The following is a 20,668-nucleotide window of genomic DNA, read 5'->3' as shown; positions in this document are numbered from 1 at the left end:
GCGTGCACTTCTAGTCCTTATGCTCATGCAGCCCAGCGACGAGCAGCGTCAGGATACCCCAGACAATCATGCCTAGAGCGAACACTTCGAGAATGTCCTTCAAGCGATGCGGTTCGATTGCAATATCAGGATCATTCGGCTCGACGAGTCGCTCGAGATATAGTTGTTTGCGCTGAGCTTCGGCGCGTGCGGTTTCGAGCGCCGTCATCGTGGATGCGAGTTGCTTGTCCGCGAACTGCACGTCGAGTTGCAGTCGGGCGTAACTCGATGCTTTGTCCGACAGAGAACCCTTTCCTCCAACTACACCGCTTTCGGCGTCGCTGATCTGCCGTTGCAGGCTGGTAATATTTGCCTTGAGCGCGCCAATCTGTGGATTAGCCGGCGCGATCGCTTCGAGAACCGTGAGTTGGTTTTGCGCCGCATACAGCTGCTGGTGCAGTCCACTTAGTTGAATCAGCTGTTGGGCGGATTCCTTGTCCGGGTCGAACACCGTATGGTTGTTACGGTAACTGGCGAGTGCCAGTGCCGCGTCTTTCGCTTTGGCGGCTGCCTGATCTACCTCGCGCTGAGCGAATTGCACGGCGTCGTCGGCTGCGCGTTCGTTCATCCTGTTGATTAACTGCTCGCTCATCGAAAGCAGTTCAGCATTGATCCGTTGTGCGTCCTCCGCACTAAATGCATGGACCTTCAGTGTGGTAATCGACGAAGTGGAATCGAAGTCGACTTCAACGACGCGTTTCTGATAATACTTCCAGAGAGATTCGAAGCTGCGGTCGCGATCAATTCCGGGAAAGCGCGTAAATATGTCACCGTTATGACGACCAAATACTTTCTGAATATAGTCATCGCGATTCAGAAGACTCAATGCGTCGCGGGACTGAATATAGTCAATGACGGGATAAGTGTCGTCGGTCGCGCGCGAAAATCCCGTGCCTTGCAGCAGAGCACCGACCAGCCCCGACTGGGACGTTTGGCGTTGCGGGCTGCGCACGACGAACCGCGATTCGGAAACGTAAACGTCCGACGCAATCAACCCAAAGTAGCCAACGGCAACGGTGGTAGGCACCACCACGGTCAGTAGGAAAAGCCGGTTAACTCTCCTGATGCGTTCGATGAATCCCGTTTTCCCCGTAAGCGGCACGGCCGCCGTATTGCGTGAGCTAGATACAGTGTCCAACTTCTCGTCCAGACTGAGTGGTCTTGCACTTCCTTGCGGTCGCGGTTACGAGTCGCTGCGGAAGAGCGAAAATGCCTTGCAAGTTGTGTTGCCAGGTTGGCGCAAACGTTTTGCATAGGCCGATGCTGTCCTGCGTGCCCACGCCTTCGCCACGTTCTTGTCGTCCCATGGGCCGCAGATGGCGAACAGCCTGACTCACGGTGTAGGCAACTCTATGGCTTCACCAGCGACAGGCGAACCGGCACGGGCGTGCAATTATAGCCAGCAGGTATATGGCGCGCTATCGTGTTTTTTATTCCCCCAACACTTTTTGCAAAAAAATTCGTTGGGGTTGCGAATTTTGAGGCTAGGTGTTGTATTCTCCCGATCTTGTTTCAAATCAGCCTTAACTAATTCAAACAATTCCGAGGCCACCAGAGGAGGGCGCATTGGTTGACGCGCCCTAACGGGCAAGCTCGGGCGTATTCGACGTCCTTTCATGTATCGCTCCTTTCTCGCCCTGCAAGGCACGGCCTCGCCGTTCTTTAGCCGTCTTGCCGTCGCATTGCGTGAGCGCGGACACGCGTTACGCCGGGTCAATTTCTGTGGCGGCGATCTCACGTACGCTGGTATTGGCGACGTCTGGAATTTTGCTGGACAGGCAAGTGAATTAAAAGACTGGTACGACGCACAGTTGAAAGCAGGAAATTTCACCGACGTAATAATGTTTGGTGACTGCCGCGAGATTCATCGCCCGATCCACCCGATCGCCGAAACTCACGGCCTGCGTGTCCACGTATTCGAAGAAGGCTACGTCCGCCCGCACTGGCTGACATTGGAACAGTACGGCGTCAACGGCCGCTCGCAATTACCGCGCGATCCCGCCTGGTACCTGGCGCAACGCCGTTTCACGCCGCCTAGCCCAGCGGGACGACATACTGGCTACAACCTCTTCGAACGCGCATTCCACGACATCCGCTACCGGGCGGCCAACGCGCTGTTCGCGCCGCGCTTTCCGCACTACCGCAGCCATCGTCCGAGAAACGGCTTCTTCGAATACGCGGGCCTCGCGGCGCGCGCATTGCGTCAGCGTCAGCATCACAAAGTCTCCGATCAGGTTACCCGGGAACTGCTCGACGCGAAGCAGCGGTACTACATCTTTCCGCTGCAACTGAATTCGGATGCGCAGATCGTCGTGCACTCGCCATTCGAGGGTGTGCGCCAAGCCATCAGCAAAGTCCTGACGTCGTTCGCGACGTACGCGCCGGCGGACACCTGCCTTGTCATCAAGAATCATCCGCTCGATACCGGCCTGATCGACCACCGCAGTCACGCGCTGAAACTCGCACGCGACCTCGGCATTGCCGAGCGCCTGCGTTTCATCGACGCCGGCCATCTGCCGACGCTGCTCGACAATGCGCGCGGCGTGGTCGTGGTGAACAGCACGGTGGGTCTGTCGGCGCTGCATCACCGCCGTCCGTTGATGGCGCTGGGCACGGCCATCTACAACATGCCCGGCCTGACCTGGCAAGGTTCGCTCGACGATTTTTGGCGCGACGCCGAGCAACCGGACATGAACTTGTACCAGGCCTTTCTCGACTACGTCGTGCATCACACGCAGATCAACGGCGACTTCTATACGAAGACCGGCATCGCGATGGCCGTAGCCGGCGCGGTGCAACGCCTGGAGGCCACCGAGCATGCATAAAGCCGCGCCGCGCCAGATCGTGATCACCGGCGCGAGTGCCGGTCTCGGCTGCGCGCTCGCGTTGGCTTATGCCGCGCCGGGCGTCGTGCTGGGCCTCGTCGGGCGCGACGCCGAGCGCCTTGAAGCGTCGGCGCAAGCCTGCCGCGCAAAAGGCGCGCAAGTGCAGACCGGCCTGATAGACGTGCGCGATGCCCACGCCATGCAAAGCTGGCTGCATCGATTCGACGACGCACACCCGATCGACCTGCTCATCGCCAACGCCGGCGCTGCCAGCACGCTTGCATCGCCGGCCGACTGGGAAGATCTGGAGCGCACGGCGGCGATCGTCGACACCAACTTCTACGGCACGATGCACGCAGCACTGCCGGTCATCGCCCGCATGCGTGCGCGCAAACACGGCCAGATCGCGTTGATCAGCTCGCTCGCCGCGTTGCGCGGCATGGCGATTTCTCCGGCCTATTGCGCGAGCAAAGCGGCGCTCAAGGCCTACGGCGATTCGGTCCGTCCGCTGCTGTCGCGAGACGGCATTCGCATGTCGATCGTTCTGCCAGGCTTCGTGAAGACCGCAATGAGCGACGTGTTCCCCGGCGACAAGCCGTTCCTCTGGTCCGCCGACAAAGCAGCCCGGCACATCCAGCACAAACTGGCGGCAGGTCGCACGGAAATCGCGTTTCCGGGCCTGCTCGCATTCGGCATGCGGCTCTTGCCGTTGCTGCCCGCAGCGCTCGCCGACGCGATTCTCGGTGGCCTGTCGTATCTGCCGCGCGAGGAGCATTGAGTGAACGCGATGCTCGCGCTCGACTTCGCTGCCGCGGCCGGCGTCGCGCTTCTGCCTGAAGCGCTTGCGAAGCCGCGCGCGTCGTTGCGCCGCTTGCCGCTCGCGTTCGCGCTGCACGTCGCGGCGATCGGATTCATCTGCACATGTCTCGTGCTGCTTACCGGGCGCGTGCGCTTTGCAGCCTTCGTTGCGATCGCCTTGGTGGCGCTGCTGGCGGGCGTCAGCAACGCGAAATACACGTCGCTGCGCGAGCCTTTCGTGTTTACCGATCTGAGCCTTTTCAGCCAGCTTTTCGCTCATCCGCGTCTTTATCTGCCGTTTCTGAGCGCCGGTACCGTTGCGGCAATCGTGCTCGGCGCCGTCGTGGTGGTCGCGGCGTTTCTGGCGGACGCACCACTGCCGCATCGGCCCACGGGCGCGCTGCTGCTTGCCGCCGGCGCGTGCCTGTCCGCCGCTTACGCGTGCGCCGCGCGTTTGCCGCTTACGCTGCATGCCGCCGACGATCAGCGACGCCACGGATTTTTCGCGGTTTTAATCGCGTATCTGCTGAACGGCATGAGGCCGGCCACCGCACGACAATTGCGCGCCGCGCTCGCCGCAGGCCCGTTCGCCAAGGGCATGCCGATGACGGCGCCCGACGTCATCCTGATCCAGAGCGAGTCCTTTTTCGACGCGCGGCGTCTGTCCCTGGCCATCGATCCATCGATCCTGCGCAACTTCGATACGGCGCGTCGCGAGTCGGTGCAGCACGGTGAACTCACGGTGCCCGCGTGGGGCGCGAATACGATGCGCACGGAATTCGCGGTGCTGACGGGCGCCGATCAGGACCGGCTCGGCTACGCGCGCTTCTATCCGTATGCGTTCGTGCGGCGCGCGAGCATGTCGCTTGCGTCATGGTTCAAGCGTGGCGGCTACCAAACCCTGGCGATTCACCCGTATTACGCGGATTTCTTCGGCCGCGCGCGGGCGTTCAGGCATCTTCAGATCGACCGGTTCGTCGACATCGAGGCATTCGCCGACGCGCCGCGCGCGGGCCCTTATGTTGCCGACATGGCGGTTGCCGGCGCGATCATCGACGCACTCGACGAAACACGTGCCGACCCCGCGTTCATCTTTTCGATGACGATGGAAAACCACGGCCCGCTGCATCTGGAAACAGTGCAGGCGGGCGAAAGCACGGCCTTTCACTCGCTTGGCGACGCTGCGCAGTGGCGCGATCTGACCGCTTATCTGCGCCACCTCGCCAACGCCGACGCGATGCTGGGCCGCCTGCTCGCCGCGCTGCGCGCGCGGCGCCGCGAGACGGTGCTGTGTTTTTACGGCGATCACGTGCCGGCGCTTTCGCATGTCTATGCGGCGCTCGGCAAGGAGCCGGCTTGCAGCGACTACTTTATCTGGCGCAACTACGGCGATGCGTCGGCGACCCGGGAAGATCTGAGCGCGGGGCAACTCGGTGTCGCGCTCGTCAAGGCGCTTGCGCCGGCGATACCGGGCGAGACACCAGCGCGTAGCCTGCACACGACAGAAGAACGATGAAGAAACAGATTGCGATTGTGGGGATGGCCTGCCGCTTCCCAGGCCATGTACAAAGTCCGGAAGATTTCTGGGCATTGCTGCGCGATGAAAAAGACGCGGTCACGCAAGTGCCGGCCGACCGTTTCGGCACGGAGTTTTACCGGCATCCGTCGAAGCGCGAGGCGGGCAAGAGCTATACGTTTTCCGCCGGCGTACTCGACGACGTCGCCGGTTTCGATGCGTCGTTCTTCGGTATTTCACCGCGTGAAGCGCAGCAGATGGACCCGCAGCAACGTCTGCTGCTCGAACTCGCCTGGGAAACCTTCGAGGATGCGGGCGTGCGTCCGCGCGAGATGGAAGGCAGCAACTGCGCGGTGTATGTCGGCGTCGCGAGTCCGGACTACGGCAACCGTTTCGTCGACGATCTGAACGCAATTGATCCTTATTCGGCAACGGGCAACACGCTCAGCATCGCGTCGAACCGTCTGTCGTATCTGTTCGATCTGCGCGGGCCGAGCGTGTCGGTCGACACCGCCTGCTCGTCGTCGCTGGTCGCGCTGCACCAGGCGTGTCAGGCGCTGCAGGCGGGCGACGCCGACGTGGCGCTCGCGGGCGGTGTCAATCTGCTGCTGCATCCGTTCGGTTTCGTGACGTTCTCGAAGGCCTCGATGCTGTCGCCGCGTGGCCGCTGCCGCGCGTTCGACGCCACGGGCGACGGTTATGTCCGCTCGGAAGGCGGCGCGCTCGTCATGCTGAAGACGCTGGAGCGCGCCCTGGCCGACGGCGATACGATCCACGCGGTGATTGCCGGTACGGGCGTGAACTCGGATGGCTATTCGCAGGGCGGCATCAGCGTGCCGGGCGCGGTGACCCAGGCGGCGCTGCTGCGCATGGTCTACCAGCGCGCCGGCGTCGATCCGCGTTCGCTCGCTTATGTCGAGGCGCACGGCACCGGCACCGCGGTCGGCGATCCGATCGAGGCGCGTGCGTTGATGGAGGTCGCGTCGGCGGGGCGGCCGGCCGATCGGCCGCTGCTGATCGGTTCCGTGAAAACCAATGTCGGGCACCTTGAAACCGCTTCGGGCATGGCGGGTTTGATCAAGGCGATCCTGTGCCTGAAACATCGCGCGGTGCCGAAAACGCTGCATTTCGAAACCCCCAATCCGGCGATCGATTTCGTCGGCGGCCGGTTGCGCGTGGTCGATCGTTTGACGTCGCTCGAATCGCCCGATGGGGCCGCCGAGCCGCTCGTGGTCGGCGTCAACTCGTTCGGTTTCGGCGGCACGAACGCGCATGTCGTGCTGCGCGAAGCGCCTGCCGCGCCCCCCGCGGCTGCAATCAAAGCGGAAGCCGACGAGGCCGACGAAGCCGGCGGAACGCCGCTGCCGCTCATTCTGTCGACGCGCGCCGCGGCCGCGTTGCCGCAACTCGCAGCTCGCTATCTGAGCGCGCTCGATAACGGCACGCCGTGGAATCTGCTGGCAGCCAACGCCGCGCACCGGCGTCAATGGCTCAAGCACCGCGCGATCGTCGCGCCGTCGACAGACGCTGAAGCTCGGGCGGCGCTCGCCGCGCTGACCGAGGCGGCATCGGAGCACACGGAAGCGGTGCTCGTGCGCGGTGAAGCACCTGGCGACGACGGCCGCCTCGCGCTCGTGTTTTCCGGCAACGGTTCGCAGTGGGCCGGCATGGGCAAGCAGTTGCTCGACCAGGAGCCCGTATTCGCCGCCGCGCTCGAGGAACTCGACGCACTCTGGCGCGCTGACGGCAGCCCTTCGTTGCTCGACGTGTTGCGCGAAGGTGTGGGCGTCGAATGTCTTGCCGCCACCGAGCATGCGCAGCCGCTGCTGTTCGCGATTCAGGTCGGCGTGGTGCGCGTGCTCGACGCGCGCGGTGTGGTGTATGACGTGTGCGTCGGCCATAGCGTCGGCGAAGTCGCGGCGGCGTGGGCGGCGGGGGCGTTGACGCTGGAGCAGGCCGTGCACGTGATCCGGATTCGCAGTCGCGCGCAGGCGAGCACGCGTGGCGCCGGCAGAATGGCGGCCGCGGGTCTCGGCGAAGCGGCGATGCGTACGCTGATCGAGCAGGCGGGGCTGGACACGACGGTGGAAATCGCCGGCGTCAATAGCCCGCAGGCGGTGACGCTTGCCGGCCCGCTCGATGCGCTGCAAACGCTCGACGCCGCGGTGAAAGCGGGCGGCCGTTTCTTCCAGATGCTCGATCTCGACTACGCGTTCCACAGCCGACAGATGGACCCGATCGAATCGGACGTGCTCACGGGCCTTGCGGACCTCGCGCCGAATGCCGCCACGCGCAGCTTCGTCTCGACGGTGACGGGGGGCGAGCTCGCGGGTAGCGAGCTGGACGCGCGTTACTGGTGGCGCAATATCCGCGAGCCGGTGCGTTTCGGCGAGGCTATCGCGCGAATTGCCGAAAAGGGTGTGCGCCTGTTCCTCGAAATCGGCCCGCATTCGATTCTGCGCACTTACGTGACGCAAACGCTCGACGAGGCGCGCATCGCCGGTCGCTCGCTGCCGACGCTCAAGCGCCAGCACGACGACGCAAAGATGCTGCATAACGCGATCTACGCCATGGTCGCAAACGGCGTACACGTAAGCGTCGACTGTTTCGCTCCATCAGGCAAACGTGTGCGTCTGCCGTCCTATCCCTGGCAGCACGAGCGCCATTGGCTTGGCCCGACCGCCGAGGCTTATAACCTCGTCAACCGGCGCCGCGAACATCCGCTGCTCGGTTATCGTCTGCGTGAACATGCGCTCGCATGGGAAAACCAGCTCGATCCCGCGAGCCTGCCGATGCTTGCCGATCACGTGGTCGACGGCGGCGCGGCGTTTCCCGGCGCGGGCTACGTGGAGATGGCGCTGGCTGCCGCGCGCGTGCATTTCGGCACGACGAGCTGTGCGGTCGAAAATATTGAAATCCGTCTGCCGGTCGTATTTCAGCCGCAGCATGCGAAGCTGTTTCGCTTCACCGTCGACGTGCGCACTGCGGGCTTCACGATCGAAACGCGCGATCGCATGTCCGACGAGGCGTGGTCACTGAACGTCACGGGGCGTCTGCTCGCCAGCGGTTGCGCGCTGGGCGCGGGTAGCGGGCGTGATGGAAACGGCACGGCGCACACTTTGCCTTGCACCGCGATGATCGATCTGCTGGCGCGGCCGGCAATGTCCGGTGACGCGTTGTATGCGAACACCGCCGCGATCGGCCTGAGCTATGGACCCGCGTTCCGCTGGGTGCGCGCGGTGCATGTCGATGCGAACGCCGCTATCGCACTCGCCGAAGTGGAAATGCCGGCCGTGCTCGCACAATCTGCCGAGGCCGCCAATGCGTATGCGCTGCATCCGGCGCTGATGGACAGCGGGTTTCATCCACTATTCGCCCTGCTCGCCTCGGAGCAGGGCGAGGCCGGGCAGGCGGCCTATGTTCCGGTGCAAATGGGCCGCATCGACTATCTGCGCGGCGATGCTGTCCACTACGTGCTTGCGCGCATCGAGCGGCGCAGTCCGCATTCGGTCGTCGCGTCGTTCGAATTGGCCGATGCGCAAGGCGTGATCGTCGCGCGTCTGAGTGCGTGCCGGTTCCGCCGCGTCGATTTGATGGGCCGGCGTCAGCAGGCGCCCGGACACTACACGTATATCGTCGAAGCCAAACCGCTCGCCGGCGATGTCGACGCGCACACCTTGCCCAGGCCGGCCGCATTGCTCGCGGACGCGACCACGGCTCTCGCCGAGCGAGAGGACGAAGCGCGCCGACACCTGCATTTGACGGAGATGCTGCCGTTGCTCGACGTGCTCGCGGGCGCGTACGCATTGCGCGCACTCGATGCGTTGAACGTGTTCGAACAGCCGGCGCTGCCCGACTGCGCGAACCCCGTATTGCTGGCCCGACTCGCGCAGATCGCCGTCGAAGACGGGCTCGCGCGATACGACGGCACGCGTCTCGTACGCGACGACGAGGCCTGCGCGAACCTGCCCGGCATCGACGAGTTGTGGCGGGACATGCTGGCGCAGTCGCCCACGCACGTCGCGGAGCTGACGCTGCTCGCACACTGCGGTGCGGCGTTGTCCGCGGTGTTACGCGGCGAGGTGAGCGGGGCGCAGATTCTGCCGTCTGCGCGCAGCAGCCTCGTCGAGCATTTCTTCGAGGCGTCGCCGACATGGGCGCATGTAAACGCGCTGACCGGCGCATGCCTGCATCGGCTGATCGAAGGCTGGAGCGAGCCGCGCCGCCTGCGTGTGCTCGAACTCGATTCGCCGCTGAGCGACGTGTTGCAACCGCTTGCGGTGCACATGCCCGCTTCGCGTTGCGACTATACGATCGCGGGTACGCGTGAGCAGTTGAGCGGCTTCGATGCCGGCGAGCATCCGTCGCTGCGTATCGCAACCGTCGAGTTCGGCGCGACACCGCAGCTTTCGGGCGTGGACGCAAGCGAACGCTACGACGTCGTCGTGGCAAGCCATGTGCTGGCCGAGCAGAGCGAGCCGCGTGCGTTGCTGGCCGCGTTGCGCGGCTGGCTGGCTCCGGGCGCCCTGGTCATCGTCGCGGAGCCGCGCAACAGCCGTTTCGCCGATATCGTCTTCGACCTCGACGCGCACGCCGCGCTCGCTCACGCGCGGCGCGCGGCATGGCTGTCGCCGCAGGCGCTGACGCAGCTATTCAAGGACGCGGGCTTCGAACAGGTCGCGCGATATGCGGAGCTCGGGCTCGATCTCGAGGGGGCGCCCACACTGCTGGTCGCGCGCGCGCCGCTGGCGGTTGCGGATGCGGTCGAGGCGAGCCAGGTCCGCCCATTGCCCACGCATTGGTCGCTGCTGTGCGCAACGCCGAACGCCGTCGCTGATACCTTGGCCGCGGCGCTGCAAGCGGCCGGTCACACCGCGTCGAGCGCCACGCTGCAAGCGGTGCATCACGATATCAGCAAACTGGCGACGCCGATGGGTGCCGCGTGTCACGTCGTGTTCATCGCGCCGGACGAGCCGTTGTCCGCCGCGGCCGACGGCGCCGAAGTCATGCGCGCGCAGCAGCAGACCACGCTTGCGCTCGCTCGGCTCGTGCGCGATCTGGCCGCGGTGTCGGACGTGATCCGGCCGCAACTCTGGATCATCACGCGCGGCGGTGCGCCCGTCGCGGCGCCATTCACCGATGCCGCAGCGTTGCGTCCCGAGCAGGCCGCGCTGTGGGGGCTCGGCCGCGTGCTGGCCAACGAACATCCCGAACTGGCGTGCCGCCTGATCGACGTATCCCCGGCGAAGGGCGACGCAGCTGCTCTGCTTGCGCGCGAATTGCTGATGTCCGACGGCGAGGAAGAAGTGCTGCTGACGGCGCATGGCCGTTACGTGACGCGGATGTTGCCGGCGGCGAACGCGGCGTTGCGCGGCACGGCAGCCGAACCGCTGCGCGCACGCAACGAAGCGGCGGTGCTGGGTTTCGCGTCGCCGGGTTCGTTGCGCAATCTCGAATGGTTCGTGCTGCCGCCTCGCGAACTCGCGGCGGATGAAGTGGAAATCGAGCCGGTCGCAACGGGTCTGAATTTCCGCGACGTGATGTACGCGATGGGTCTGCTCTCGGACGAAGCGGTCGAAAACGGCTTCGCGGGCGCGACGATCGGCATGGAACTGTCCGGGCGTGTCACGCGGGTTGGCGCTCGCGTGCAGAACTTCGCGGCGGGCGATGCCGTGCTCGGCTTTGCACCCGCGTCGTTCGCGAGCCGTGTGTACACGAAAGCGGAGGCGATCGCGCACAAGCCTGTGCGTCTCACGTTCGAAGAGGCGGCGACGGTGCCGACCACATTCTTCACCGCGTACTACGCCTTGTGCGAGCTGGCGCGTTTGCGGCGTGGCGAGCGGGTGCTCGTGCATGGGGCCGCGGGCGGCGTGGGGATCGCGGCGATACAGCTCGCGAAGCATCTGGGCGCGGAGGTGTTTGCCACGGCGGGCAGCCGCGAGAAGCGTGAGTTCGTGCGTCTGCTCGGCGCGGACCACGTGCTCGACTCGCGCAGCCTCGCGTTTGCCGACGAAATCCACGAGCGCACGCAAGGCGCGGGCGTCGACATCGTGCTCAATTCGCTGGCCGGGGAAGCGATGGTGCGCAGTATCGACACGCTGCGTCCGTTTGGCCGTTTCCTTGAACTCGGCAAGCGTGATTTCTATGAAAACAGCCGCATCGGGCTCAGGCCGTTCCGCAACAACATCAGCTATTTCGGCATCGATGCCGACCAGTTGATGAGTGCGCTGCCGGAACTCACCGCGCGTCTGTTCGACGACGTGATGCGGCTGTTCGCGGACGGCACGCTGTATCCGCTGCCCTATCGCGCATTTGCGGCCGAGCGCGTTGAAGAGGCCTTCCGCCACATGCAGCAGGCGCGGCAGATCGGCAAGATTCTCGTCACGTATCCGGCTGGTACGCCGAGCCCCGCGCGGCCCATCGAAGAGGCGCTCGCGCTGCAACTCGATCCGGCCGCCGCGTATCTGATCGTCGGCGGCACGGGCGGGCTCGGTTTCGCCACGGCGCGCTGGATGCTGTCGCGCGGTGCGCGTCATCTCACGCTGGCAAGCCGCTCCGGCGTCCTTGCGCCGGAACTCGCCGGCGAAGTCGCGAGCTGGCAGGCGCAGACCGGCGCAGAAGTGAGCACGGTGGCGTGCGATGTCACCGACGTGGGCGCGCTCGACGCGTTGCTCGCGGATATCGCGCAACGCGGCACGCCGCTCAAAGGCGTGCTGCACTCGGCGATGGTCATCGACGATGGTCTCGTGCGCAATCTCGACGATGAGCGTTTTACCGCGGTGCTCGCGCCGAAGGTTGCCGGCGCGTGGAATCTGCATCGCGCGACGCTCGGCATGAAACTCGATTGCTTCGTGCTCTATTCGTCGGCGACGACCTTCCTCGGCAATCCGGGACAATCGAGTTACGTGGCGGCGAACAGCTTCCTCGAAGCGCTGGTCGCGCAGCGTCGCGCAGCCGGTTTGCCGGGGACCTGCATGGCGTGGGGGCCGCTCGACGACGTCGGTTTCCTCGCGCGCAATGCGGGGACGCGTGAAGCATTGCAGGCGCGTATTGGCGGCGTGTCGATCACGTCGGCTGAAGCGCTCGCGGCACTCGAACGCGCGCTGGTCGGCATGACCGCGGGCGAGGCCGTGGTGCGGCTCGACTGGCAGGCGCTCGCGCTGGGCATGCCGGCGGCGCGTGCGCATCGCTATGCCGAACTGCACGCGCGCGGCAGCCATGAACCGGCGCGTCAGGGCAGCGTGCAGATGCGTGAACAGATCGCGGGTATGCCGCTCGCCGATGCGTTGCGTCTGGTCGAGGAAACGCTGCAGGCGCAGATTGCGCGAATCCTGCACATGTCGCCGGAAAAAATCGAAACCGGTCGCTCGATTCTCGACATGGGCATGGATTCGTTGATGGGCATGGAGCTCGGGATGGCGGTCGAGGAGCGCTTCGAGGTCAAGCTGTCGATCATGACGATGGCCGAAGGCGCGACCGTGCATTCGCTCGCGCAACGGATCGTCGAATCGATCCAGACGCACGGCGAGACCGCCGAGCCGGGAAGCGGCGCGGCGCAGATGGCCGGGCAAGTTGCGGCGGTTGCCGCGCAGCATGCGCTCGACGTTGGCACGCATGCGCTGGCCGACGTTGCCGATGCGTTATCGGCGCAGAGCGCCGTGCCGGAGCTGCTCTGATGCACGCGCCCGCAGGCTGGAGCCACCGGGAGGGAACGCTCGCGCGCGAGCTCGTGCTGAGTGGTCATGGGCTGCACACCGGCCGCCGCGTGAACGTGCGCGTTTTGCCTGGCACGTCGAACAGTCCACGAAGCATCGTGTTTCGACGCGTGCAGCAGGGCAAGGTGCTCGCCGAATTCGCAGTGAGCCCGGCATGGCGGCGCGCTCAGCCGCTGTGCACGATGCTGGAGTCGGCCGGGGGCGTGCGCGTGCGCACGGTCGAGCACCTGCTCGCGTCGTTGCTGGCGTGTGAAATCGATCGCGCGACGGTCGAGCTGGACGCCGAGGAAGTGCCGATTCTCGACGGCAGCGCGCAACCCTGGCTCGACGCCATTCGCGCGTGCGGACGCGTCGAGTTGCCTGAGGCGAAGCGTTTCATTCGCGTACTGCGTCCCGTCGAAATCGTGGACGACGCGGGCACGCGCGACGAACGCAGCCTGTCGGTCGAACCCGCGTCCGCCTATGAAATGACCGTGCGCAATGACCTGAAAGGCTTTGGCGAATTGCGCTGGGATGGAGCGCTAACGCCGGCGAGTTTTGCCGGCGAGATTGCGCCGTCGCGTTCGTATGGGCGCGTCAAATGGGCGATTCCCGCGATTCTCGCCGGTTACGTGCGCGGCATGCCGATTCTGCGCGGCGCGCGGTTGTCCTGTACCGCGGCGATCGTTGGCAATCGCGTGCTGGGCGGCATGCGCGTACCCGACGAATTCGTCCGGCACCGGGTACTCGATCTGGTCGGTGACATGGCAATGGCCGGTGCGCCGTTGCTCGGCCGCGTACGCGCGCTGCGGCCAAGCCATGAAATGAACTACCGGCTCGTTGCCGCGCTGCTCGCCGATTGCGATGCGTGGGAATGGGCCGAATTCGCGAGCTGAACGGGCTCGCACACGGGATGAGCGAAACACTATGGGACTGGGCGATCACCTTCGTCAGCAACTCGCCGCGAAGGCATTGAAGCGGCAACTGGAACGCGTGTCCAAAGAAGCGGATACGCCGGGCGTGCCGCTCCCGGCCGCAGGTGCCGGCGCAGCGCGGGATGCCGCGCGCGCCGAACTGTGCCGCTTCGAAAGCATGCCTGGTTATCAGCAGGTCGAAATATTGCGCCAGATGGGCGACACGCTGCGGGTGCAGTCGCCTTTCTTCCGCGTGCACGAAGGCGTGGCGGGGGCGACGACGCGGATCGGCGGGGTCGAGTATCTGAACTACGCGAACTATAACTACCTCGGAATGGCCGGCGATCCGCGCGTCTGCGAGCGCGCGAAAGAGGCGATCGACCGCTATGGCACGTCGGCATCGGCAAGTCGCATGGTGGCGGGAGAGCGCCCGGTGCAGCGCGAGCTGGAAGCCGCGCTCGCGACGTTTTACGAGGTCGACGACTGTGTCGTGTTCGTCAGCGGTCATGCAACCAACGTGACGGTGATCGGCTCGCTGTTCGGCCCGGGCGATCTGATCGTGCACGATTCTCTCGCGCACAACAGCATCGTGCAGGGCGCGCAGTTGAGCGGCGCGAAACGACTGAGCTTTCCGCACAACGACTGGCAAGCGCTCGATGCGCTGCTCGCGCGCGTGCGGCACGATTACAGGCGCGTCCTGATCGCGATCGAGGGCCTCTACAGCATGGATGGCGATATCCCCGAGCTCGCGCAGTTCGTCGATATCAAGCGCCGGCATGCGGCGTTTCTGATGGTCGATGAAGCGCATTCGCTCGGCGTGCTGGGCGAGCGGGGCAAAGGCGTGCGCGAGCATTGCGATGTCGCAAGCGGCGACGTCGACATCTGGATGGGCACGCTGAGCAAGACGCTGGCCGGCTGCGGCGGGTTCATCGCCGGTTCGCAGGCATTGATCGACATCCTGCGGCATCTCGCGCCGGGCTTTCTGTACAGCGTGGGTCTCGCTCCCGCGTTGGCGGCGGCGGCACTCGCGGCACTCGAATACATGGCCGCGGAACCCGAGCGGGTGACGCGACTGCGCGCACGCGGGCAGCAGTTTCTCGACGAAGCGCGCGCTGCGGGATTCGATACCGGCAAGAGCGCGGGATATGCGGTTATTCCGATCATTACCGGCAGCACGCTGAAAGCCGCGCAATGGGCCAACGCGATGTTCGCGGACGGCATCAACGTGCAGCCGATTTTCTATCCGGCGGTCGAGGAAAAAGCTGCGCGTCTGCGATTTTTCATCTGCTCGACGCACGAGCCGGAGCAGATCAGCCGGACCATTGCGGCACTTAAACGTCTGCCTCGCTGACGCCACCACAACAACACTTATCTCACCATGTACGCCGTAGAACCCGCAAGCGCGAGTGCATTTCCTTGCGACAACGAACCGGTCTCGCTGCGCTTTCGCTCCGCGCGCGCGGAAGACGCGAAAGCGTGCGCGCCGTTGATTTTCGCGTCGGGTGTGCGCGAATTCAGCTTCTTTCTCGGCGAACCGGCCGATACGTGCGTCGCATTTCTGGCCTTTGCGTTCGCGTCGAAATCCGGACGCTTTTCGCATCGGCGTCATCGTGTGGCCGTACATTCGGACGATCGGCCGCTCGCGGTGCTGGCGCTGCATGATGGGCGTGGCACGTGGCTCGACGATCCGCATGCCGCACTGATGCTGCTGCGGTTTTTCGGCGTGCGCCGCACGCTCCGGATGCTGTTGCGCGGGCTCGTTCTGGAAAGCGAGTTGCCGGCGCCGAAGTCGTCGCAAACGCTGATCGCGCATTGCGCGACGTTCGAGCCGATGCGTGGTACGGGGGTGTTCAGCGCGCTATTTGCCGATGCCATGCGCACGGAGGCGACGGCCGCGCAAGGACGTGGCGCCGCGAGCAGCGAAAGCCGGCGGCAGATCGTGCTCGACGTGCTGGTCAGCAATACGCGCGCCTACGATTTATACCGGCGCCTCGGCTTTGTCGAGTTGCCGCGCCGTGCTCCGGTTTCGCAGCGCCTGCCACGTGAGCTGGAATCGGTTCGGCTGGAGTGGGCCGGCAAGGATTGATGAGGGTCCCGTGCGAGGCAGACACGGACGTTACGATGCAGTCGATTCACGAAAACATACAAGGAATGAAATCATGCATATCCATCCAGTGATTCTTTGCGGCGGCAGCGGCACGTGGCTGTGGCCGATGTCGCGTGGGGGATATCCGAAGCAGTATCTGAAGCTGACCGGGGAGCATACGCTGGTTCAGCAAACCGCACTGCGATTGGGCGGCATTGCCGATATCGTCACGCCTATCGTCGTCACGAACAACGAGCAACGCTTTCTCGTGGCCGAACAATTGCGTCAGGTCGACGTGACCTCGTCGGCAATCGTGCTCGAACCCGTGAGCCGCAATACCGCGCCGGCGATTGCCGCCGCGGCGCTGCTCGCGCTGCGTGACGGGCCGGACGCGTTGCTGCTCGTGCTACCGTCCGATCATGTGATCGCCGGTGAGGCGGCCTTCGTCAAGGCGGCGGAAGCCGCGGCGCATATCGCGAAAGACGGACGTCTCGTTACGTTCGGTATTACGCCAACCGAGCCGCATACCGGCTATGGCTACATTCGCGCCGGCGCGCCGCTGATCGACGACGCAGCGGTGTTCGCGGTCGACTCGTTCGTCGAAAAGCCCGACGCTGCCACCGCGCAGCGTTTTATCGACGATGGCCGCTATTACTGGAACAGCGGCATGTTCATGCTGAAGGCGTCCACGTATCTGGAAGAACTGCGGCGCTATGAACCCGACATCGCGCGGCAGGCTGAGCTTTCGCTGCAGGCCGCGCAGCAGGATAGCGATTTCGTGCGGCTGGATGCCGGCGCGTTTGCGGCATGCCCGAATATTTCCGTCGACCACGCCGTGATGGAGAAGACCGACCGCGCGGCCGTGGTCGCGGTTGCCGACCTCGGCTGGAACGATATCGGTTCGTGGACCGCGCTGGCCGATATCGCCGCGCTTGACGCGCAGAACAACGCACTGATCGGCGACGTGCTGACAGATTCAGTGAGCAATTCGTATATTCGCGCCGAGCATCGGCTGGTGGCCGCGATCGGTCTGGAGAACATCGTCATCGTCGAGACCGCGGATGCCGTGCTGGTGGCGCATCGCGACAAGGCGCAGGAGGTGAAGAAGATCGTCGCGCAACTGAACGAGATGGGGCGCCACGAGTCGGTCACGCATCGCCGGGTGGTGCGGCCATGGGGTTCCTATGAGGGCATCGACAACGGCGATCGTTTCCAGGTCAAGCGCATTATTGTCAGCCCGGGGGCGCAACTGAGTCTGCAGATGCATCATCATCGCGCGGAACATTGGATCGTCGTCAAGGGTACTGCGCTCGTCACGAATGGCGACAAGGAAATCATCCTGACCGAGAACCAGTCGACCTACATCCCGCTCGGCGTCACGCACCGGCTGATGAACCCCGGCAAGATTCCGCTCGAACTGATCGAGGTGCAGTCGGGCGCTTATCTTGGCGAGGACGATATCGTACGGTTTGAAGATACTTACGGGCGTGTGGCAAAGGCTTGATGCCGGCCCAACCAACTTTGTCGAACTGCCGAGGCGCAAGCCACGCTCGCCGCGTCTGCCAATGGCATTGGAATCGGTGCGCATGCGCTTCGAAACGCGTGAATGATTTCGGGCAGTAGACGTGCCTGAAGTTTCACGGCAGGCAAACGCCGTTGATGCTTTCTTCATGAAGTGAGCGTGGCATATCAGGAAGGGCAGGGTTATGGATATACTGATAAAGAAAATCTGCACGCTTATCCATCGCTCAGCCCCCCGCTCTATCTCCCGGAGAATGCATGTCCCAGTCCAACCCGGTCGACTACACCGACGCATCGCCTGAAGTCAAAGCCGTCTACGACGACATCAAGCAGATGCGCCAGGTCGACGACGTGAACAACTTCTGGAAGTACATCGCTCAACATCCGCCGACGCTCGCGCGCACGTGGGACAGTCTGAAGGAGGTCATGGCGCCCGGCACGCTCGATCCGCTCGTCAAGGAGCTGTTGTACGTCGCGGTCAGTGTGACCAATAACTGTGGCTACTGCGTCGCGAGTCACACGGCGGCAGCGCGTCGCGCAGGCATGACCGACGAGATGTTCGGCGAACTGCTCGCGATCGTCGGCATGGCCAACGAAACCAATCGGCTCGCGGTCGGCTATCGTGTGCCGATCGATCCGGCCTTCGAATAAGCGTGTGAAGCGCACGCGGCGGCCGGTTCACGCGAGACGGGCCGCAGCGATTGCGTTGCTGCGCGCGCCAGTACTACGCGCGGTGTTCGCAGTGGCGCTCACAATGGCACGGTGTGCCCCGGCTGTGGGTAGCAAATCGGCGTACGGACCGGCCCGCAGCCGGGATGTCCTGGCGGGCAGGGGTTCCCGTGCGGCGGGACGCGCATCGGCGGCGGCTCGTTGTGACACCAGTTGGGCTCTGCGCGTTTGAAGCATGCGTTGCCGCCGCGTACGGTTTGCGCGCCGGCGCGGTCGGGTTCGTCGCAGCGCGACAGGTCGCCAGGGATGAGACTCGTCATGAGTCGAACCGCCAACACTTCAACATATCAGCAAACCACCAAACCAGCCGATCACCCGCGGACCCACTCCGCCAGCAATCCGGGCAACTCGGCCATATCCGTGAACACCCGCACGACCCCCGCGCCATGCAACGCGGTTGCGCTGCTATGCGCCAGGTGCGACGGGCAGTAACCAAACACCGTCGCACCCGCCGCGACTCCGGCAGTCGCACCCGTCACCGTATCCTCGATCACCGCGCAGCGTTGCGGGTCCACGCCGAGCGCCGCGGCCGCCGCGAGATACACGTCGGGAAACGGCTTGCTGCGCGGCATCTCGTGACCGCTGAAGATGCGCCCTTCGAAGCAGTCGAGCATGCCGGCCTTTGCGAGCTGCAACTCGACCTTGACGCGGTCCGCACCCGAGGCGACCGCAATGCGTCCATCGAGCGTTTCGTGTAGCGAACGCACCACCGCGCCCGCGCCGGCGATCGCCTGTAATTCGTCGTCGAGTGCCGCGTTGCGCCGCGCGCGGAACTGCATGAGCCAGTCGGTGGTGATCGCGAAGCCGGTGCGTGCCTCGATCAGCGGGGCTTCGTCCTTGACGGCCTTGCCGACGAAAATGCGCATCGTCTCTTCGACGCTCAGGTGCCAGCCAAGCTCGCCGAGCATCTCGGTGAGCACGCGGTTCGTGATGGGTTCGGAGTCGACGAGCACGCCGTCGCAATCGAAGAGCACGGCATCGAAGGGGAAATCGGCCATCGGGCAGTGTAGGGAAAAGAGTCGCTGAAGCGGCAAGGATACCGTACCGGCCATTTCCCGCGAATCGGGCGACGGATTTCTCCCGCCACCGCGTTCAAGCAGAAACGGCGCCGTTTTCAGGCTCCGGCTCTTTCTGGTCCTTTGGGGAGAAACCGACATGACCTCGAATCGCATCGCCCGCCTACTGGGCTCCACGCTCGCCGCCGCGTTGTGCTGTGCCGCCACGCTGACGGCCGCGCCCGCCAGCGCCGAAATCATCATCGCGCCGATGGCGCCGCCGCCACCGCGCGTCGAAGTCGTTCCCGCGCCGCGGGCGGGCTATGTATGGGATCAGGGCCACTGGCACTGGCGGTACGGCCGTTACGTGTGGGCGCCGGGGTACTGGCGGCCGGTTCGCGTCGGCTATCACTGGGTGCCCGGGCATTGGGTGCAGCGTGGTCCGAACTGGCGCTGGGTCGAGGGGCATTGGGCCTGAGCATTGGACTTGAGTCTTGCGGCTGTGTCACCGCTTCCCATAACGTGCTGCGCGTTTGTCGACGCGAAGCCTCATTCAGTCACTGAGGCAGGTTTGCCATGAAAATACTCGTGATGATTGTGCTGGCGGTCTCGCTCGCCGGCTGTGTGGTGTACCCGGCGCGGCCGGCTTATTACCGGCCGGGGATCGTCGTATATTGACCGGGTTGACGGAACAGCACGCGGCGCATGAAGCGGTACAAGGCGTGGTACCAGGCGCAGTACAAGGCGCGGCGCAACGAGCGAAGGAGCGGCGGCGAGTGAACGATCTTCATGCAGTGAGACGGTCCGTGCCAACCCGCGTCATGTCGCGCTGGAGCGCCGCGCCTTGAGCGAAGCCCCACCCGATCCCGACGCCGAGCTGATCGCCCAGATCGGCCGCGAGGAGCCCGGCGCGGTTCGCTCGCTCGTCGCGCGCAAGCTGCCGCGGCTGCTTGCGCTCGCCACGCGCATGCTCGGCGATCGCATGGAAGCGGAGGATGTCGCGCAGGAGGTGTTCGTGCGAATCTGGAAGCAGGCGGCGCGCTGGCGCGAGGGCGAAGCGAAATTCGACACGTGGATGCATCGCGTCGCGCTCAATCTCTGCTACGACCGTCTGCGCGGCCGGCGCGAAGACCCGAACGACGAACTGCCCGACATGGCCGATCCCGCCGCGCCGCCCGAGGCTCGGCTCGAGGCGCGAGCCGAGAGCGAGCGGGTTCGCGCGGCGCTTGCCGCGTTGCCGGCTCGCCAGCGCGAGGCGCTCGTGCTGACCTACCACCAGGAAATGTCGAACCTCGACGCGGCCGCCCTGATGGGCGTCAGCGTCGATGCGCTGGAAAGTCTGCTGGCCCGCGCGCGCCGCAATCTGCGCACTCAACTGGCCGGCGGCAGTGGCCTTGGCAAGGACAAGTCATGACACCCGAAAGATTTCATCAGATCGTCGAAGCCTACGGCGCCGATGCGCGCCGCTGGCCGCCGCACGAACGCGCGGCGGCGCAGGCATGGGCGCGCTCGCATCGCGTTGAGGCCGATGCCGCGCTCGCGCAGGCGGCC

At 64.8% G+C, this 20,668-nt stretch carries 12 protein-coding genes and 1 pseudogene; 11 read left to right on the top strand and 2 right to left on the bottom strand.

Going from position 1 to position 20,668, the window contains the following annotated elements; genetic code table 11:
• Positions 1–10 precede the first annotated feature (10 nt).
• Positions 11–1,177, bottom strand: coding sequence for a hypothetical protein (locus tag F3J20_RS25725; protein ID WP_240162906.1), 1,167 nt, complete (start codon positions 1,175–1,177; stop codon positions 11–13).
• A 478-nt stretch (positions 1,178–1,655) separates the two neighbouring features.
• On the opposite strand from F3J20_RS25725, the gene F3J20_RS25720 reads away from it, so the two are divergent.
• The 9 genes from F3J20_RS25720 to F3J20_RS25680 all read left to right on the top strand — a co-directional run bounded on the left by F3J20_RS25720 (position 1,656) and on the right by F3J20_RS25680 (position 18,044).
• Positions 1,656–2,864: a capsular biosynthesis protein gene (locus F3J20_RS25720; protein ID WP_167284993.1), complete on the top strand. Its 1,209-nt coding sequence runs from the start codon at positions 1,656–1,658 to the stop codon at positions 2,862–2,864.
• Positions 2,857–3,642 (top strand): SDR family NAD(P)-dependent oxidoreductase, encoded by a 786-nt coding sequence (locus F3J20_RS25715; RefSeq protein WP_167284991.1) that lies wholly within the window; start codon positions 2,857–2,859, stop codon positions 3,640–3,642. The genes F3J20_RS25720 and F3J20_RS25715 overlap by 8 nt, the downstream gene beginning before the upstream one ends.
• Positions 3,643–3,651: 9 nt before the next feature.
• Positions 3,652–5,178 (top strand): LTA synthase family protein, encoded by a 1,527-nt coding sequence (locus F3J20_RS25710; protein WP_205299375.1) that lies wholly within the window; start codon positions 3,652–3,654, stop codon positions 5,176–5,178.
• On the top strand, positions 5,175–12,854 hold the full coding sequence (locus tag F3J20_RS25705; RefSeq protein ID WP_167284988.1) for a type I polyketide synthase: 7,680 nt from the start codon (positions 5,175–5,177) through the stop codon (positions 12,852–12,854). Before F3J20_RS25710 ends, F3J20_RS25705 begins: the two co-directional genes overlap by 4 nt.
• Positions 12,854–13,768 (top strand): UDP-3-O-acyl N-acetylglycosamine deacetylase, encoded by a 915-nt coding sequence (locus F3J20_RS25700; protein ID WP_167049422.1) that lies wholly within the window; start codon positions 12,854–12,856, stop codon positions 13,766–13,768. The genes F3J20_RS25705 and F3J20_RS25700 overlap by 1 nt, the downstream gene beginning before the upstream one ends.
• 31 nt (positions 13,769–13,799) lie before the next feature.
• Complete coding sequence (locus F3J20_RS25695; protein ID WP_167284980.1) at positions 13,800–15,137, top strand: aminotransferase class I/II-fold pyridoxal phosphate-dependent enzyme; 1,338 nt, start codon at positions 13,800–13,802, stop codon at positions 15,135–15,137.
• A gap of 27 nt (positions 15,138–15,164) precedes the next feature.
• Positions 15,165–15,872 (top strand): N-acetyltransferase, encoded by a 708-nt coding sequence (locus F3J20_RS25690; RefSeq protein WP_167284979.1) that lies wholly within the window; start codon positions 15,165–15,167, stop codon positions 15,870–15,872.
• 73 nt (positions 15,873–15,945) lie between these two features.
• Positions 15,946–17,376, top strand: a complete 1,431-nt coding sequence (locus tag F3J20_RS25685) for a mannose-1-phosphate guanylyltransferase/mannose-6-phosphate isomerase (RefSeq protein ID WP_167284977.1) — start codon at positions 15,946–15,948, stop codon at positions 17,374–17,376.
• A 275-nt stretch (positions 17,377–17,651) separates the two neighbouring features.
• The gene (locus F3J20_RS25680; protein WP_167049416.1) at positions 17,652–18,044 is read left to right on the top strand and encodes a carboxymuconolactone decarboxylase family protein; all 393 of its coding nucleotides are present in this window, start codon (positions 17,652–17,654) and stop codon (positions 18,042–18,044) included.
• A 389-nt stretch (positions 18,045–18,433) separates the two neighbouring features.
• On the opposite strand, the gene F3J20_RS25675 is transcribed toward F3J20_RS25680, so the two are convergent.
• Positions 18,434–19,120, bottom strand: a complete 687-nt coding sequence (locus tag F3J20_RS25675; RefSeq protein WP_167049414.1) for an HAD family phosphatase — start codon at positions 19,118–19,120, stop codon at positions 18,434–18,436.
• A gap of 157 nt (positions 19,121–19,277) precedes the next feature.
• Between F3J20_RS25675 and F3J20_RS25670 the strand changes: the two genes are divergently transcribed.
• Positions 19,278–19,595: a YXWGXW repeat-containing protein gene (locus F3J20_RS25670; RefSeq protein WP_167049412.1), complete on the top strand. Its 318-nt coding sequence runs from the start codon at positions 19,278–19,280 to the stop codon at positions 19,593–19,595.
• 342 nt (positions 19,596–19,937) lie between these two features.
• Positions 19,938–20,531: pseudogene (locus tag F3J20_RS25665) on the top strand (RNA polymerase sigma factor); the annotation flags it as partial.
• Between the last annotated feature and the right edge of the window lie 137 nt (positions 20,532–20,668).

The sequence above is a fragment of the Paraburkholderia sp. Cy-641 genome (assembly GCF_011752945.1).
Classification (GTDB): domain Bacteria; phylum Pseudomonadota; class Gammaproteobacteria; order Burkholderiales; family Burkholderiaceae; genus Paraburkholderia.
The sequence above is the reverse complement of the archived record's forward strand: the minus strand, read 5'-3'. Positions and strand labels throughout refer to the sequence as shown.

Bases quoted from the DNA above. Each gene is read 5' to 3' on its own strand.
- F3J20_RS25715 (WP_167284991.1), top strand. From the start codon at position 2,857: ATGCATAAAGCCGCGCCGCGCCAGATCGTGATCACCGGCGCGAGTGCC.
- F3J20_RS25710 (WP_205299375.1), top strand. From the start codon at position 3,652: ATGCTCGCGCTCGACTTCGCTGCCGCGGCCGGCGTCGCGCTTCTGCCT.
- F3J20_RS25720 (WP_167284993.1), top strand. From the start codon at position 1,656: ATGTATCGCTCCTTTCTCGCCCTGCAAGGCACGGCCTCGCCGTTCTTT.
- F3J20_RS25700 (WP_167049422.1), top strand. From the start codon at position 12,854: ATGCACGCGCCCGCAGGCTGGAGCCACCGGGAGGGAACGCTCGCGCGC.
- F3J20_RS25690 (WP_167284979.1), top strand. From the start codon at position 15,165: ATGTACGCCGTAGAACCCGCAAGCGCGAGTGCATTTCCTTGCGACAAC.
- F3J20_RS25670 (WP_167049412.1), top strand. From the start codon at position 19,278: ATGACCTCGAATCGCATCGCCCGCCTACTGGGCTCCACGCTCGCCGCC.
- F3J20_RS25695 (WP_167284980.1), top strand. From the start codon at position 13,800: ATGGGACTGGGCGATCACCTTCGTCAGCAACTCGCCGCGAAGGCATTG.
- F3J20_RS25680 (WP_167049416.1), top strand. From the start codon at position 17,652: ATGTCCCAGTCCAACCCGGTCGACTACACCGACGCATCGCCTGAAGTC.
- F3J20_RS25705 (WP_167284988.1), top strand. From the start codon at position 5,175: ATGAAGAAACAGATTGCGATTGTGGGGATGGCCTGCCGCTTCCCAGGC.
- F3J20_RS25685 (WP_167284977.1), top strand. From the start codon at position 15,946: ATGCATATCCATCCAGTGATTCTTTGCGGCGGCAGCGGCACGTGGCTG.
- F3J20_RS25675 (WP_167049414.1), bottom strand. From the start codon at position 19,120: ATGGCCGATTTCCCCTTCGATGCCGTGCTCTTCGATTGCGACGGCGTG.